Source organism: Streptomyces sp. NPDC055287, from assembly GCF_053646035.1.
Map to the genome: position 1 here is coordinate 202,535 of NZ_JBSHNE010000004.1, position 15,513 is coordinate 218,047.

The 15,513-nt window shown below is 73.6% G+C and carries 14 protein-coding genes; 9 read left to right on the plus strand and 5 right to left on the minus strand.

What is annotated here, in order from left to right; genetic code table 11:
- Positions 1-47 precede the first annotated feature (47 nt).
- Together ACWIHY_RS08940 and ACWIHY_RS08945 are read left to right on the plus strand one after the other, a co-directional pair.
- A complete protein-coding gene (locus ACWIHY_RS08940; RefSeq protein ID WP_454374952.1) occupies positions 48-611 on the plus strand; it encodes a helix-turn-helix domain-containing protein in 564 nt (187 codons plus the stop codon).
- 11 nt (positions 612-622) lie between these two features.
- Positions 623-1,333, plus strand: coding sequence for a helical backbone metal receptor (locus ACWIHY_RS08945; RefSeq protein WP_454374953.1), 711 nt, complete (start codon positions 623-625; stop codon positions 1,331-1,333).
- Here ACWIHY_RS08945 and ACWIHY_RS08950 read toward each other — a convergent pair.
- On the minus strand, positions 1,272-2,411 hold the full coding sequence (locus ACWIHY_RS08950) for a TDT family transporter (protein ID WP_454374954.1): 1,140 nt from the start codon (positions 2,409-2,411) through the stop codon (positions 1,272-1,274). The two genes, ACWIHY_RS08945 and ACWIHY_RS08950, sit on opposite strands and share 62 nt — an antisense overlap.
- Before the next feature lie 175 nt (positions 2,412-2,586).
- Here ACWIHY_RS08950 and ACWIHY_RS08955 point away from each other — a divergent pair, with 175 nt between their 5' ends.
- Positions 2,587-3,465 carry a LysR family transcriptional regulator gene (locus ACWIHY_RS08955; RefSeq protein WP_454375128.1) on the plus strand — a complete coding sequence of 293 codons (879 nt, stop codon included), beginning with the start codon at positions 2,587-2,589 and terminating at the stop codon, positions 3,463-3,465.
- A gap of 36 nt (positions 3,466-3,501) precedes the next feature.
- A complete protein-coding gene (locus tag ACWIHY_RS08960; RefSeq protein ID WP_454374955.1) occupies positions 3,502-3,948 on the plus strand; it encodes a hypothetical protein in 447 nt (148 codons plus the stop codon).
- A gap of 170 nt (positions 3,949-4,118) precedes the next feature.
- Here ACWIHY_RS08960 and ACWIHY_RS08965 read toward each other — a convergent pair whose 3' ends face one another.
- The 3 genes from ACWIHY_RS08965 to ACWIHY_RS08975 all read right to left on the minus strand — a co-directional run bounded on the left by ACWIHY_RS08965 (position 4,119) and on the right by ACWIHY_RS08975 (position 7,256).
- Positions 4,119-4,844, minus strand: a complete 726-nt coding sequence (locus ACWIHY_RS08965) for a gamma-glutamyl-gamma-aminobutyrate hydrolase family protein (protein ID WP_454374956.1) — start codon at positions 4,842-4,844, stop codon at positions 4,119-4,121.
- 35 nt (positions 4,845-4,879) lie between these two features.
- On the minus strand, positions 4,880-6,349 hold the full coding sequence (gene eat / locus ACWIHY_RS08970) for an ethanolamine permease (protein WP_454374957.1): 1,470 nt from the start codon (positions 6,347-6,349) through the stop codon (positions 4,880-4,882).
- Positions 6,350-6,488: 139 nt separating this feature from the next.
- Positions 6,489-7,256 carry a FadR/GntR family transcriptional regulator gene (locus ACWIHY_RS08975; RefSeq protein ID WP_454374958.1) on the minus strand — a complete coding sequence of 256 codons (768 nt, stop codon included), beginning with the start codon at positions 7,254-7,256 and terminating at the stop codon, positions 6,489-6,491.
- A gap of 38 nt (positions 7,257-7,294) precedes the next feature.
- Here ACWIHY_RS08975 and ACWIHY_RS08980 point away from each other — a divergent pair, with 38 nt between their 5' ends.
- From ACWIHY_RS08980 to ACWIHY_RS08990, 3 genes are read left to right on the plus strand one after another with little or no spacing between them, the layout of a single operon-like run.
- Positions 7,295-8,659 carry a glutamine synthetase family protein gene (locus ACWIHY_RS08980; protein ID WP_454374959.1) on the plus strand — a complete coding sequence of 455 codons (1,365 nt, stop codon included), beginning with the start codon at positions 7,295-7,297 and terminating at the stop codon, positions 8,657-8,659.
- Positions 8,626-10,032 (plus strand): aldehyde dehydrogenase family protein, encoded by a 1,407-nt coding sequence (locus ACWIHY_RS08985; protein ID WP_454375129.1) that lies wholly within the window; start codon positions 8,626-8,628, stop codon positions 10,030-10,032. The genes ACWIHY_RS08980 and ACWIHY_RS08985 overlap by 34 nt, the downstream gene beginning before the upstream one ends.
- Positions 10,033-10,036: 4 nt before the next feature.
- Complete coding sequence (locus ACWIHY_RS08990; protein ID WP_454374960.1) at positions 10,037-10,843, plus strand: 3-oxoacyl-ACP reductase; 807 nt, start codon at positions 10,037-10,039, stop codon at positions 10,841-10,843.
- A gap of 59 nt (positions 10,844-10,902) precedes the next feature.
- Here the strand turns inward: ACWIHY_RS08990 and ACWIHY_RS08995 are convergent, their stop codons facing one another.
- Positions 10,903-12,105 carry an amino acid deaminase/aldolase gene (locus ACWIHY_RS08995; RefSeq protein ID WP_454374961.1) on the minus strand — a complete coding sequence of 401 codons (1,203 nt, stop codon included), beginning with the start codon at positions 12,103-12,105 and terminating at the stop codon, positions 10,903-10,905.
- Positions 12,106-12,865: 760 nt separating this feature from the next.
- Here ACWIHY_RS08995 and ACWIHY_RS09000 point away from each other — a divergent pair.
- Positions 12,866-14,182 (plus strand): hypothetical protein, encoded by a 1,317-nt coding sequence (locus ACWIHY_RS09000; protein ID WP_454374962.1) that lies wholly within the window; start codon positions 12,866-12,868, stop codon positions 14,180-14,182.
- The gene (gene mycP, locus ACWIHY_RS09005; protein WP_454374963.1) at positions 14,179-15,408 is read left to right on the plus strand and encodes a type VII secretion-associated serine protease mycosin; all 1,230 of its coding nucleotides are present in this window, start codon (positions 14,179-14,181) and stop codon (positions 15,406-15,408) included. Before ACWIHY_RS09000 ends, mycP begins: the two co-directional genes overlap by 4 nt.
- Positions 15,409-15,513: the final 105 nt, after the last annotated feature.

A 15,513-nucleotide genomic window follows, 5' to 3' on the forward strand; every position in this document is an offset into this window, starting at 1 on the left:
GCTGCATCCAGTGCTGACCACCACGAGACAGGGAGGGAGCCGGAGCGATGGACGACAAGGAAACTCTTCGGGTCGGTACGGCCGTCCGGAGGCGTCGCAAGTCCCTGGCCCTCACCCTGGCCACGGTCGCGGCGCGCAGCGGGCTCTCGGTGCCGTTCCTCAGCCAGATCGAGAACGAGCGTGCCAGACCCAGCCCCCGCTCCCTGGAGCGGGTGGCCCAGGCGCTGGAGACCTCGGCGGCCGAGCTGATCGACGCCGCCGACTCGGGCCGTACGGTCGATGTCGTACGGGCCGTGCGGTACGACGGTGAGGCCGGCGGGGCCGAGGTGCGGTGCGTGGTGCGCGGCAGGCATCAGCTGCGGGCCACCGAGTACACCGGGGAACAGGACACCGGACGCGAGTTCCAGCACCACGGCGACGAGCTGATGTACATCGCCGAGGGCGCCGCCGAGGTGGAGGCCGAGGGCAGGGCGTACCGGCTGGAGCGCGGTGACACGCTGTTTCTGTCCGGCGGCGTACGGCATCGCTGGCGGGCCACCGAAGCCGGAACCCGGATCCTCGTCGTCGCGGCGGCGGGGACCGTCGGGCACGACGACGAAGCCGACGGCTGACGGGGGCCGCCGTGCGCGTCGTCTCCCTCGTACCGTCCCTGACGGAGGCCGTGGCCGTCAGCGCGCCCGGCCTGCTCGTCGGGGCGACCGACTGGTGCAGCCACCCGGCGGACCTCGACGTCGTGCGCGTCGGCGGGACCAAGAACCCGGACGTCGAGGCGGTCGTACGGCTGCGCCCGGACCTCGTGATCGCCAACGAGGAGGAGAACCGCGAACCCGACCTCGCCGCCCTGCGGCAGGCCGGGCTCACCGTCATGGTCACCGTGATCCGGGACCTCCCCGAGGCCTTCGCCGAGCTGGAGCGGGTCCTCGTCGGCGGCTGCGGCCTGAGCGCCCGCCCCGGCTGGCTCGACGCGGCGGAGGCGGCGTGGGGCGACGTGCGGACCGGCGGCCCGCGGCGGAAGGCGGTCGTGCCCGTCTGGCGCCGGCCGTGGATGGTCCTGGGCCGCGACACCTTCGCCGGAGACCTGCTGGCGAGACTCGGCGTCGACCACCTCTACGCCGCTCACGCCGAGCGCTACCCGCGCATCCCCCTCGACGAACTGCGCGCCGCCGGGCCGGACCTCGTCGTGCTGCCGGACGAGCCGTACCGCTTCACGGCCGACGACGGGCCCGAGGCCTTCCCCGGGCTGCCCGCCGCGCTCGTCAGCGGGCGCCATCTCACCTGGTACGGGCCGTCACTGGCCGAGGCGCCCCGGGTACTGCGAGCAGCGCTCCGCTGACCAGCCCGCGCAGCGTCCGTACGCCGGCGACCGCCCAGGCCAGGACGAGCGCCGCGTACAGGCCGGCGGCCAGCCAGCCGAGGGCGTCGAGCCCGGTGTGGCGGGCGAGTCCGGCGGCGCCCGTCACGCACGTCCCCACGGGGAAGGTGAACGCCCACCACGTCATGGCGAACGGCATGCCGTTCCTGGCCGCCCTGAACACCAGCGCGGCGGCGAGCGCCGTCCACAGCAGCGCGAAGCCCATCACGGGCACGCCGTAGAGGACGGCGAAAGCGCCGAGCGCGTCGGCATACGGCGCTGATATCGCGCCGGGGGCCACGTCCGCGAGGGCGTTGACCGCCGTGGTCGACTGACCGAGCGGGCCGAGGACGAGGAACAGGGCCGGTGTCAGCGCGAGCGGCAGCGGCCCCTGGTGGAGCAGGCGCGCGAATATCAGCGGCAGCATCAGCAGCGTGGCGAGCAGGCTGAGCCCGAACATCGCGTAGCAGGCGAGCAGCATCCCCTCCCGCCACTGGCCCTCGGGCAGATGCGGGACGATCTGCGGGCCGAGCGCCGCCGAGACCATCGGGGCCACCACCGGGAGGAGCCACACGGGCGAGGCGCTGCCGGGCTCCACCCGGTGGCGTACGACCATCAGGTACGGGATCGCGACGGCGGCGACCAGGCCGACGGCCGTTCCCACGCCCCACAGCGCGGAACCGGCGGCGACGGCGGCCTGCGGGCCGATGACGTCCCGGCCCACCGTCATGGTGCCGCCGCCGACCGCCAGCAGTGCCATGGCCAGGCAGCCGTAGAAGGGGGCGACGGCGGGGTCGAGAAGGTGCGCGCCCGCCTGGTCGCGGTGGTACGCCCAGTGCCCCGCGCGGGCGAGCAGAAGGGCGCCGAGCAGCACCGCGGACAGCGCCCAGACGACCGTGAGCGCGGGGCGCAGGCCAGGGACGGCGAAGGGGAGGGCGGCGCCGGCGTTGGCGACGATGGCGGTACCCATGACCGTGGCGTACCAGTTGGGGCCGAGATGGCGCAGCACGGGCAGGCGCGGGGCGGCGAGGAGGGAGCGCGGCTGGGCATAAGTGGCCATACGCCCACACTGGCCGTACGCCTCGACCCCCACCAGGGACGATTCCTCTATGGGGTCATAAACTCATCTTATGAGCCCACGCGACCCCGACCCTCTGCCAGGTCCCGGCCATGACCCCGGCCGCGCCTCCGGCGAGCGGGTTCCGCTCGCCCACCGCGTACCGGACCTCGGCGCGATGGAACTGCTGCTCGGTGTCGCCCGGCTCGGCAGCCTGGGACGCGCGGCGCGGGAGCTCGGCATCAGCCAGCCCGCCGCGAGCAGCCGGATCCGTTCCATGGAACGGCAGCTCGGTGTCGCCCTCGTCGACCGTTCGCCTCGCGGCTCGCGGCTGACCGAGGCGGGCGCGCTCGTCACCGACTGGGCGCGCCGCGTCGTGGAGGCGGCCGAGGCATTCGACGCGGGGGCGCAGGCGCTGCGCGGGCGGCGGGACTCGCGGCTGCGGGTCGCGGCCAGTATGACGATCGCCGAGTACTTGCTGCCGGGCTGGCTGATCGCGCTGCACGGACAGCGCCCGGGTACGGCGGTCTCGCTGCTCGCCGGCAACTCCGCCGCCGTCGCGCAGCGTCTGCTCGGCGGCGAGGCCGACCTGGGTTTCGTGGAGGGACTGACCGTGCCCGAGGGGCTCGACGGTGTCGTCATCGGCCACGACCGGCTCGTCGTGGTCGCCGCCAAGGACCACCCCTGGGCGCGCAGGCGCCGCCCGGTGGCCGCCCGGGAACTGGCCGAGGCCTCGCTGATCCTGCGAGAGAAGGGCTCCGGCACCCGGCAGGTCCTGGACGCGGCGCTGGCCGGGTACGGCGGCCTCGCCGCCCCCCTCCTCGAACTCGCTTCCACAACAGCGGTGAAGGCCGCGGCCGTCAGCGGCGCGGGCCCCAGCGTGCTCAGTGAGCTGGCCGTGCGCGAGGAGCTGGCCTCCCGCCGCCTGGTCGAAATCCCGGTCGAGGGCGTACGGCTGAGCCGCGATCTGCGGGCGGTCTGGCCGACGGGACCGCGGCCCACGGGACCCGCCCGGGACCTGCTGGGGCTGACACGCCCGGCGCAGGAGAAGGGGTGACTGTTTGTCATGGCCCACAGCGGATACCCGAAGGGCATGACTGAACAGGACAAGAACACCAGGACAAGGGCCAACTCCACCACGACCCGCGCCGCCAACGGCAAGGCCGCAGGCGCGGCCGGCACCGCCAAGTCGGCGGCCTCGAACGCCGGCGGGAAGGCGACGAACGCGGCGGGCAGCGCCAAGGCCGCGGCCTCCGACACCACCGCGAAGGCCACGGACAAGGCCACCGACGCGGTCGGCTCCGCGAAGGCCGCCGGAATCAAGGGAGTCGAGGTGAGCCGACAGGCTCTGGGCTCGGCGGCCGGCAAGGTCGCGTCGACGGCGTCCACCGCCTGGGTACTGCTCAACGCGCGCAAGGCCGTCATCGCGGGCGCCGGCGCGGGAGCGGTCGCGATCGGCGCTGCCTCGTTCGTGGCCGGCCGCAAGGCGGAACAGCGCTCCCTGGGCCCGATCACCCGCATGCTGTCGGGCCGGATCTGACACCGCGTCGGGACGCGGCCTGCGCATGGGCGCCGGCCCGTACGACGGCGGAAGCCACCCAGGCCACAGAAGACGGGAAGGCGGCGGCCGGGCGACGGCCCCGCCGCCCGCCCCCGTTCGACCGCTCGAACTCCGGCACACGGCGGGCCGCCCCGCCCCGATTGACCTCGTCAGGCCTGGAGCTGTCGCTCACGCAGCGGCGGCCGGATGACAGTGAAGGCTGCCGCGGCCTCCACCAGGGCCTCCATCACCCGCAGGTCCTCGCCCATCTCGGGATGCCACTGCACGCCCAGGACCCACTGCCCGCCCGGCAGTTCGACTGCCTCGGGCGTCCCGTCCTCGGCGTACGCCGACACCACCAGGCCCTCTCCGATCCGGTCGGCCGCCTGGTGGTGGTACGTCGGCACACCCGTCTCCTCCGGTACGACCGAGGCGTACCGCGTGCCGGGCACCGGCCGCACCGTGTGCCGGCCGAGGACACCGCGGCCCCCGGTGTGGCCGTCCAGGTGCTGGACGAGCGTGCCGCCGCGTGCCACGTTCAGCAGCTGCATGCCGCGGCAGATCCCCAGCAGCGGCGTACCGGACGCCAGAGCGGCCTCGATCAGCGCGAGTTCCCAGGCGTCCCGCTCCCGGGCCGGTGGCCCGGTGCGGGGGTCCGGTGCGGCGCCGTACCGGACGGGTTCGACATCCGCGCCGCCCGCGACGACCAGCCCGTCGAGACGGGCCACCACTTCCCCGGCGTACAACGGCGAGTCGGGCGGCACCATCGCGGCGAGACCGCCCGCCGCCTGCACGAGTCGCGGATAGCCGGCCGGGAGCAGGGCGGCGGGCATGTCCCAGACGCCCCACTTGGCGGGCTCCAGGTAGGTGCTGATGCCGATGAGCGGCTTGGACACGGATCCTCCGGTCGGGTGTGGGACTCAGGTGTGAATCAGTCGCGTTCGAGTTCGGCCTCGGCCTCCGCCAGGGCGGCGAACTCCTCCTCGGGAGCCGAGGCGACGAGCCGGTGGCGACTGTAGAACGCGAAGTAGGCGAGAGCGACGCCGTAGACGCCGAGCGCGATGAACGCCGCGTCCTTGTCCACCAGGAACGTCGCCACCAGCGCGGACAGCGCCAGCACGAAGGCCACGGACGAGGTGATGATGCCGCCGGGTGTGCGGTACGGGCGGTGGAGGCCGGGTTCGCGGCGGCGCAGCACGATGTGCGAGAGCGCCATCAGGGCGTACGAGATGGTGGCGCCGAAGACCGCGATGTTCAGCATCCGGGCGCCGTCCCCGGTCCCCGCCGCCAGCGCGAAGCCGATCGCGCCGGGGATGAGCAGCCCGAGGTACGGGGCCTTGCGGCGGCTCGTGAGGGACAGGAAGCGCGGCAGGTAGCCGGCCCGGGAGAGCGCGAAGAGCTGGCGCGACCCGGCGTAGATGAGCGAGAAGAAGGAAGCGACGAGGCCCGCCAGGCCCGCGTAGTTGACGAAGCGGCTGAGCGGCGTCGGATCGCCGTCCCCCTGGAGCGCCACGACCAGCGGATTGCCCGCGTCCTGGACGGCGGCCGAGCCGCGAGCGCCGGTGGCGGCGAAGAAGGTGATCAGGGCGAGGAGCGCGAGGACGGCCATGGAGATGGCCAGGGCGCGCGGCATGGAACGCACCGGGTCCTTGGCCTCCTCGGCGGCCAGCGGAACACCCTCGACTCCGAGGAAGAACCACATGCCGAAGGGGAACGCGGCCCAGATGCCCAGCAGTCCGAACGGCAGCCAGGAGTTGGCGCCGAGCGCCTCCTTGTCGACCGGTATGTCGTTGAGATTGTCCGCGCTGAAGTCGGTGAACGCGCCGACCGCGAAGATCAGCAGCGCCGCCACCGCGATGGCGGTCACGACGAGACTGAAGCGCAGCGCCTCGCCGACGCCCCACAGGTGGATGCCGATGAACAGGGCGAAGCAGGCGAGGTAGACCGGCCAGCCGGCGGTGAGCCCGAAGAGGCCCAGCGACTCGACGTAGTCGCCGATGAAGATGGAGATGGCGGCGGGCGCCAGGACGTACTCGATCAGGATCGCGGTGCCGGTCAGGAAGCCGCCCCAGGTGCCGAGGGCGCGCCGGGCGAAGCCGTAGCCGCCGCCCGCCGTGGGCAGGATGGCGGACAGCTCGGCGAGTGCGAAGACCAGACAGGCGTACATCACGCCCATCAGGAGCGTGGCGATCGCCAGGCCGCCGAAGCCGCCCTCGGCCAGGCCGATGTTCCAGCCGGAGAAGTCACCGGAGACGACGTAGGCGACGCCGAGCCCGGTGAGCAGCAGCCAGCCGGCGCTGCCCCGGCGCAGGGTGCGCCGTTGCAGATAGTGGGCGTCGGCATCGGGGGAGGCGGGTGCCGTGGGAGGGGGTGGGGTGCGCGAGTCGGTGCTGTCGGCCATGAGCCGCTCCTGCCTCGGGTCAATGGTGGGTTGCCATACCTTTGTGGTCCGGCCGGTCCCAGCGCAAGGCCTGTGCGTTAAGCCGCTGTTACGGATCCGCATCGTCCGGTGTCACCGGAGGGTTGCGTGAGCGAGCGGGTCACATGAGAAAACCCCGCAGCAGCGCGGCCGTACCCGAGCAGTGCTCGCGCATCACCTCGCGCGCCCCGTCCGCGTCCCCGTCGAGCACCGCCTCGACCAGCGCGGTGTGCTGCTGCTGCGAGTGCTCCAGGTTGCGCACGAGCAGCGGGATGCCGTCGAGCAGCCCGTTCACCGTGGCGCGTACGGCGGCGTACTGCGCGGTCAGCGTCGGCGATCCGGACAGCTCCGCCAGCGTGAGATGCAGCAGCGTGTCCAGCCGGCGGTAGTCGTCCAGCGGTGCGTCGTGCGTCGCCGCGAGGGCCTCGCGCAGTCGCCGCGCGCCGTCGTCGGTCAGCCCGTACGCCGCGCACAGCCCGGCCGCACCGACCTCCAGCACCTCGCGGAAGCGCAGTGCGTCCTCCACGTCCGCGGCCTTCACGCGCCGGCGCAGCTCGCCCTCTCCGGAGGCGTCCGGTCGCGGCAGCACGAACGTACCGCCGTACCTGCCGCGCCTGCTCTCGACGAGGCCCTGGTCCTGGAGGACCTTCAGGACCTCGCGCAGTGTGACCCGGCTGATCCGCAGGCGGTCGGCCAGCTCGCGCTCGGCGGGCAGCCGTTCCCCCACGGGCACCAGGCCCAGCCGCAGGACCTGGAGAATCTGCTCCAGCGCCTCCTCGAATCCGTTGCCCGCCCGTACGGGGCGCAGTACGGGCGTCAGACGGTCCGCAGAATCGATTTCGCTCGCCACGTTGCGGTTTCCCCTTCCCAAGCAATGGTCTTCGGTCATACCTTATGGCTTCCGGCTGACCGAAGGAGGAACTTTCCGTGGCAGACCGCACACCCCCGCTCGCTCTTGAGGAGCTCCGCGTCCTCGTGGCGAGCGGTGAGATCGACACAGTCGTCCTGGCCTTCCCCGACATGCAGGGGCGCCTCCAGGGCAAGCGGTTCGCCGCCCAGTTCTTTCTCGACGACGTACTGGACCACGGCACCGAGGGCTGCAACTACCTCCTCGCCGTCGACACCGAGATGAACACGGTCGACGGATACGAGATGTCCTCCTGGGACCGCGGCTACGGCGACTTCGCCATGCACCCCGACCTCTCCACGCTGCGACGCGTTCCCTGGAACGACGGAACGGCCATGCTCGTCGCCGACCTGGCCTGGAACGACGGTTCACCCGTCGTCGCCGCACCGCGCCAGATCCTGCGCCGCCAGCTGGAGCGTCTCGCCGAGCTCGGCTACACCGCACACGTCGGCACCGAACTCGAATTCATCGTCTTCAAGGACAGCTACGAGGAAGCCTGGGACCGCGGCTACAAGGACCTCGTACCCGCGAACCAGTACAACATCGACTACTCGGTCCTCGGCACCGGTCGCATCGAACCCCTGCTGCGCCGCATCCGCAACGACATGACCGAGGCCGGCCTGACCGTCGAGTCGGCCAAGGGCGAGTGCAATCCCGGCCAGCACGAGATCGTCTTCAAGTACGACGAGGCCCTCGTCACCTGCGACCAGCACGCCATCTACAAGACCGGTGCCAAGGAGATCGCGTCCCAGGAAGGCGTCTCGCTCACCTTCATGGCGAAGTACAACGAGCGTGAGGGCAACTCCTGCCACATCCATCTGTCCCTGCAGGACGCGAACGGCCGCAACGTCATGGCCGACGACGCCTCCGACGGAATGTCCCCCGTCATGCGGCACTTCCTCGCCGGGCAGCTGGCCGCCCTCCGCGACTTCTCGCTTCTCTACGCGCCCAACATCAACTCGTACAAACGCTTCCAGCCCGGCTCCTTCGCGCCGACCGCCGTCGCCTGGGGCCACGACAACCGCACCTGCTCGCTGCGCGTCGTCGGCCACGGCCGCTCCATGCGCTTCGAGAACCGGCTGCCCGGCGGTGACGTCAATCCGCACCTCGCCGTCGCGGGCCTCGTCGCGGCGGGCCTCTATGGCATCGAGCACCAGCTCGAACTCCCCGAGGTCTGTACGGGCAACGCGTACACCGGCGACTACGCGCACGTGCCCACGTCGCTGCGCGAGGCCGCCGAGCTCTGGGAGAACAGCCCCATCGCCAAGGCCGCCTTCGGCGACGAAGTGGTCGCGCACTACCGCAACATGGCGCGGGTCGAACTCCAGGCGTTCGACTCCGCGGTGACCGACTGGGAGCTCCGCCGCTCCTTCGAACGACTGTGAGGCCCGCCTTGTCCTTCGAGCACCACATCCTCAACCCGGCCACCGAGGAAATCATCGCCACCGTCGCGGCCTCCACCGCCGCCGACGTCGATGCGGCCGTCGTACGGGCCACCGGGGCGCAGCGCGCCTGGGCGGCCGCCGCCCCCGCCGACCGCGCCCGGCTGCTGCGCCGCTTCGCGGCCAAGGTCGACGAGCACATCGAGGAACTCGCCCGGCTGGAGGTCCGCGAAGCCGGACACACCCTCGGCAACGCCCGTTGGGAAGCGGGCAACGTACGCGATCTGCTCGACTTCGCCGCCGGGGGAGTGGAACGCCTGAACGGCCGCCAGATCCCCGTCGCGGGCGGACTGGACATCACCCTCCTCGAACCGCTCGGCGTGATCGGGGTCATCGCGCCCTGGAACTTCCCCATGCCGATCGCCGCGTGGGGCGCGGCGCCCGCGCTCGCCGCCGGCAACGCGGTCGTCCTGAAGCCCGCCGAGACGACACCGCTGACCGCCCTGCGCCTCGCCGAGCTCGCCCTGGAAGCCGGGCTGCCCGACCATCTCTTCCAGGTCCTGCCCGGAGCGGGCGACGTGGCGGGCGACGCGCTGGTCGGGCATCCCGGCGTAGCGAAGATCGTCTTCACCGGCTCGACCCGCGTCGGCAAGCAGATCATGGCGAAGTGCGCCGACCGCGTGAAGCGCGTGACGCTCGAACTCGGCGGCAAGAGCCCCAACATCGTCTTCGCGGACGCCGACATCGAGGCGGCCGTCGCCGCCACACCGATGTCCTTCCTGGACAACTCCGGCCAGGACTGCTGCGCCCGTACCCGCATCCTCGTCCAGCGTTCGGTGTACGACCGCTTCCTGGACCTCCTCGCGCCCGCGATCGAGGGCGTGGTGGTCGGCGACCCGTCGGACGACAAGACACAGATGGGCCCGCTGATCTCCAAGTCCCAGCTGGAGCGCGTACGTTCCTACGTCCCCGAGGGCGCCGAAGCCATCCGTGGCAGCGCCCCCGAGGGTCCGGGCTTCTGGTTCGCGCCGACGGTGCTCACCGGCGCGGGCCCGGACTCGCCCGCAGCCACGGAGGAGGTCTTCGGCCCCGTCGCCGTGGTCCTCCCCTTCGACGACGAGGAGGACGCGGTCCGCCTCGCCAACGCCACCGCGTACGGACTGTCCGGGTCCATCTGGACCCGGGACGTCGGCCGGGCCCTGCGCGTCTCCCAGGGCGTCCGGGCGGGCAACCTGTCCGTGAACTCCCACAGCAGCGTCCGCTACTCGACCCCCTTCGGCGGCTACAAGCAGTCGGGCCTCGGCCGCGAACTGGGCCCCGACGCGCTCACCGCTTTCACCGAGACCAAGAACATCTTCATCAGCACGGAGGCCTGAGACCATGACTGCGACTGACTCGAACGACTCGAACGACTCCATCGTCTGCCGCCGCCTGGTCGGACGTACGGCCGTCATCACCGGTGCCGGCAGCGGCATCGGCCTCGCCACCGCACGCCGCCTGGCCTCCGAGGGAGCGCGGGTCGTCTGCGGCGACATCGACGAGATCGCGGGCAAGGCCGCGGCCGACGAGGTGGGCGGCACGTTCGTACGGGTCGACGTCACCGATGCCGAGCAGGTCGACGCGCTCTTCAAGACGGCGTACGACACCTACGGCTCGGTCGACATCGCCTTCAACAACGCGGGCATCTCGCCGCCCGACGACGACTCGATCCTCACCACCGGCCTGGAGGCGTGGAAGCGCGTCCAGGACGTCAACCTCACCTCCGTCTTCCTCTGCTGCAAGGCCGCCATCCCCTACATGCAGCGCCAGGGCCGCGGCTCGATCATCAACACCGCCTCGTTCGTCGCGATCATGGGCGCCGCCACCTCCCAGATCTCGTACACGGCGTCCAAGGGCGGGGTCCTCGCCATGTCGCGCGAGCTGGGCGTGCAGTTCGCCCGCGAGGGCATCCGGGTGAACGCGCTCTGCCCCGGGCCGGTCAACACACCCCTCCTCCAGGAGCTGTTCGCCAGCGACCCGGAGCGGGCGGCGCGCCGGCTCGTCCACATCCCGGTGGGCCGTTTCGCGGAGGCGGACGAGATCGCGGCGGCGGTGGCGTTCCTGGCCAGCGACGACTCGTCGTTCATCAACGCCACGGACTTCCTGGTCGACGGAGGCATCGCGGGCGCGTACGTGACCCCTCTCTAGGCCGGCAGCGGGCCGGGCCGGGCCGACCGCTCGGCCCGGCCCGGCCCGCGCCCCCCGCCCTACAGGAACGTGCGTCCCTCACCCCGGTACGTCGGTACGGTCGCCGTCACCGCGTCGCCCTCGATGAGGTGAAGCTCGTCGAACCGCTCGCACATCTCGCCCGCCTTCGCGTGCCGGAACCACACCTTGTCGCCGATCAGCAGATCGTCGGCGGGGGAGCCGATCAGCGGCGTCTGCACCTCACCGGCCCCCTCCTGGGGGTCGTACCGCAGGCCCTCCGGGAGATACGGGACGGGCGACCGGTCGGGGCCGGCGGCCCCCGAGGCGGGATAGCCGCCGCCGAGCACCGTCACCACACCCACCCCCGGCCTGCGGACGACGGGCTGGGCGAAGAGGGCGGCGGGCCGTCCGGTGAACGACGAGTAGTTGTCGAACAGCCTCGGCACGTACAGCCCCGATCCCGCCGCGATCTCGGTCACCGCGGGCTCGGTGGCGGTGTGCTGGACGCTGCCGGTGCCGCCGCCGTTGACGAACTCCAGGTCCGGTGCGACGGCTCGTACCGCCCGTACGACTGCCGCCCGCCGGGCCGCGAGCTCCTTGCGCGCCGCGCTCTGCATGACCCTGATCGCGCGGGACCGCAGCGGCCGCCCGGCGAGCGAGTCGCCGACCCCGGCGACATGACCCTCGTACGCCATGATGCCGACCAGCCGGAAGCCGGGGCGGCGGGCCACCGAGCGGGCCAGCTCCGCCAGCTGCACCGGCTCGCGGAGCGGCGAACGCAGCGCGCCTATCCGGACGCGGCCGCCGAGCAGCCGCAGCGAGGTGTCCAGCTCCAGGCAGACCCGGATCTCCTCCCGGCCGCCGTCCCGCGCCCGCTCGATCAGTTCCAGCTGCGCAGGATCGTCGACCATCACGGTCACGGCGGCGGCGAGCTTGGGATCGGCGGCGAGCTCGGCGAACCCGGCCCTGTCCGCCGACGGATAGGCGAGCAGTACGTCGTCGAACCCGGACCGCGCGAGCCACAGGGACTCCGCCAGCGTGAACGACATGATGCCCGCGAAACCGTCCCGGGCCAGCACGCGCTCCAGCAGCGCCCGGCAGCGTACGGACTTGCTCGCCACCCGGATCGGCTTGCCGCCCGCCCGGCGGACGAGGTCCGCGGCGTTGTCGTCGAACGCCTCCAGATCGACGACGGCGACGGGTGCGTCGAGGTGGGCGGTGGCCCGGTCGTACCTGGCCCGGTCGGCAGCGCGCGGTGTCATGGGCAGAGCTTGCCAGAGCGGATTACCCCTGGGTAGGGGGATCATCCGGTCAGATGCCGCGAGCTCGGGGACTGGTTCCCGTCCGGCCCGCGGCAGCCCGTAGAGTGACGCTCAAGCGGTGAGGACGACTCGAACGGACCTGCCCCGAAAGGCGATCGGGCATCGCGGGGCACAGGCCGGGCGGACATGAACAGGGGGGCGGATGAGCACCGAGGCACACCGTGCCCCCCTCCCACCCCGCCCCACCACCCCACCCCTCCCCGCCCCCAGAGACACCCCCCCACCACACTCCAGCCCCACCCCGGCCACGCCCGTCGCGGCCCAGCCGGCGCCGCGCCCTGCGTCCGGCCCCGGAGCGAGTCCGGCGCGGCCCGCTTCCCGTTCCGTACCCGCTCCGGCCGCGCCTCCGGGGCAGTCGGTGCCCTGGTCCGCGTCCGGTTCCGAGGCGCCTCCGGCGCAATCGGCGCCGCGCCCTGCGTCCGGCCCCGGAGCGAGTCCGGCGCGGCCCGCCCCCCGTTCCGCTTCCGCTCCCGGAGCGACCGGGCAGCCGCAGCACCGGGCGGGGAACCAGAACGCCCCCGCCGCACCGCCCGTCGGCGTACCGACGCAGTCCCACGCCGGGCCCCCGGGCGTCGGCCCGCGCAACCCCGGTCCGATGCCTTCCCCGGCCACTGGCAGATCCACCGGGCCCGCGCGGGCTGCCGCACCGCCCTCGGCAGCCCCCGCACCGGCCGCTGCCGCGCCGCGCCACCCCGGCCCGATGCCCTCGCCCGCCGCAGGCGGCCAGGCCGGTCCTCCCGATCGCGGTGCGCCCCTCGCGCCCCGCGCCTCGCACCCGGGTGCTTCGGGCGGCCGTTCCTCTGCCGCCGGTCCGTCCCTCGCTCCCACCGCGCCCGTCGCCGGGCCGTCCCCCGCTCCCCCCGCGCCCGCCGCCGGTGACGCACCGGGTTACTCCGGGGCCCCGCGCCGCGCCGCCGGCCCGGACGGGGTCGGCAGCCGTTCCGGCGACCGCGTGCGGCAGGCCGGGCCGGGGGCTCCGGGCGGGGGTGGCGTGGCGCCGGTCGAGACCACCGCGCGGCTGCGGCCCGTGCCCGCCGCGCCGGGCGCCCTGCCGCCGCAGGTTCCGTCGCCGCCCGCGGCTCCACCCGCAACGCCGCCGCCCGGTGCCACGGGCGCGCCCCGGCGCAGGGCCGTGGGGGCTGTCGACCTGGGCCCGCAGCCCGGTCCGCCCCGGCCCGCCCACTTCGCAGCGCCCCGGCAGTGGGGGGCTCCGGAGACGCCGGCCGAGACCACCACCCGGCTGCGCCCCGTCCGTACCCGCCGTACCGGCCGTGTCGTCGCCGCGGCAACCTGTCTCGTACTCGGACTCGGGCTGATCGGCGGCGCCGTCACGGGGAGCTGGCTCACCGGCGGTGCGGACGCCGGGACCGCCGCCCCCACCGGTTACGCCGAGGCGCGCGGTCTCTGGCACAGCGCCCCCGTCGACGCGCTCTTCCCCCCGACGATCGAAGGCGACGGCGCGGGCCCCGGCGGCGCCGACCGCGTCTGGACGCGGGTGGCGGTCGCCCCGGACGACGGCGACTGCGCCAAGGCCGTCGATCCGCTGCTGCTCAAGGCGCTCGAGCCGGTCGGCTGCCTGCGCCTCCTGCGCGCCACCTACACCGACGCCACCACCAGCAGCGTCACCACCGTCGGCATGGTCTTCACCGAGGCCGACGCACCTGCCATGAAAGCCCTGCGCACCCGCTTCATCAACGAGGGCCTCGCCGACCGCACGGACCTCATGCCCCGCACCTACCCTGCCGAGGGCACCGTCGCCGCAAGCTTCGGAGACCGGCAGCGCGCGAGCTGGACGGTACGCGTGCTCACCGACGTACCCGTTGTCGTGTACGCCGTCTCAGGCTTCGCCGACGGACGCACCGTCGCCGACCCGCAGCCCGCCGGCCGGGCCACGGTCGCGGGCGCGACGAACGCCCCCGCCCAAGCGGGCCTCGGCCACGAGGCGAAGGGCGTCGCCGACCGCGTCGAACGCGGCCTCCGCAAGACCGCCCACCCGGCCACGGAGCCCACCCGATGAACCACGCCCCCGGCGGTGCTCCGGATGCCGCGGCCCGCCGCACCTCCCGCACCCGGCCCCGCGCCTTCGCCACCCTCCTCGCGGCCGCCGCGGTCGTCCTGGTGCCCGCGCCGCCCGCGCACGCCGACAGCATCCGGGCCCAGCAGTGGGCGCTCGACGCGCTGCACACCGACCAGGCCTGGCGTACGACCAAGGGCGAGGGCATCACCGTCGCCGTACTCGACACCGGTGTGGACGGCAGCCACCCCGACCTCGAAGGCCGCGTACTGGCGGGCAAGGACCTCATAGGTTTCGGCGCGGGGAAGGGCGACCGCGCCTGGGCCCGCCACGGCACCGCCATGGCCGGGATCATCGCCGGCCACGGAAACGGCCCCGGCCGCGCGGACGGCGTCGTCGGCATCGCACCCGAGGCGAAGATCCTCCCGGTCCGGGTGATCCTCGAAGGCGGCGACCCGGCCCGCAAGAGGGCCCGCAGCACCCGTGGCAACGCCCTCGCCCAGGGCATCCGCTGGGCCGCCGACCACGGCGCCGACGTCATCAACCTCTCCCTCGGCGACGACAGCAAGTCCGCCCACCCCGAGCCCGCCGAGGACGCCGCCGTCCAGTACGCCCTGGCCAAGGGCGCCGTCGTCGTCGCGTCCGCCGGCAACAGCGGTGAGGAGGGCGACCACATCTCGTACCCCGCCGCCTACCCGGGCGTCATCGCGGTGGCCGCCGTCGACAGTTCCGGCACCCATGCCGCCTTCTCCACCAGCCGCTGGTACGCGACCGTCAGCGCTCCCGGGGTCGACGTGATCATCGCCGACCCCGACCGCCGCTACTACGAGGGCTGGGGCACCAGCGCCGCCTCCGCCTTCGTCTCCGGCGCCGCCGCCCTCGTCCGCTCGGCGCACCCCGACCTGACCCCCGCCCAGGTCAAGAAGCTCCTCGCGGACACCGCCCGCAACGCGCCGGAGGGCGGCCGCGACGACGACCGCGGCTACGGCTTCGTCGACCCGGCCGCCGCGATCGAGGCGGGGGGCAAGCTCCGCCCGGCGGACCTCCGCCCGGCCCCGGCCGCGCACGGCAGGAAGTACTTCGGCGCCGGACCCGATCCCCTGCGCGAGGCCGGTGAACCGGCAGGCTGGTTCGCCCCCGTCGCCGGCGGCATCGGCGCGATCCTGCTGGCCGGCGCGGTCGCCCTGTGGCGCGCCAGCCGGACCACCGGCCCCCGCGCCTTCCGCTGACGGCCGCAGGCCGAAGCGCCGGTCACATCGCGAACGGCACCACCGCTGCCTGTGACCATCTCCGCACGGCCCCCTCCAACGAGCCGCCTGCCGCACCCCCGGCAG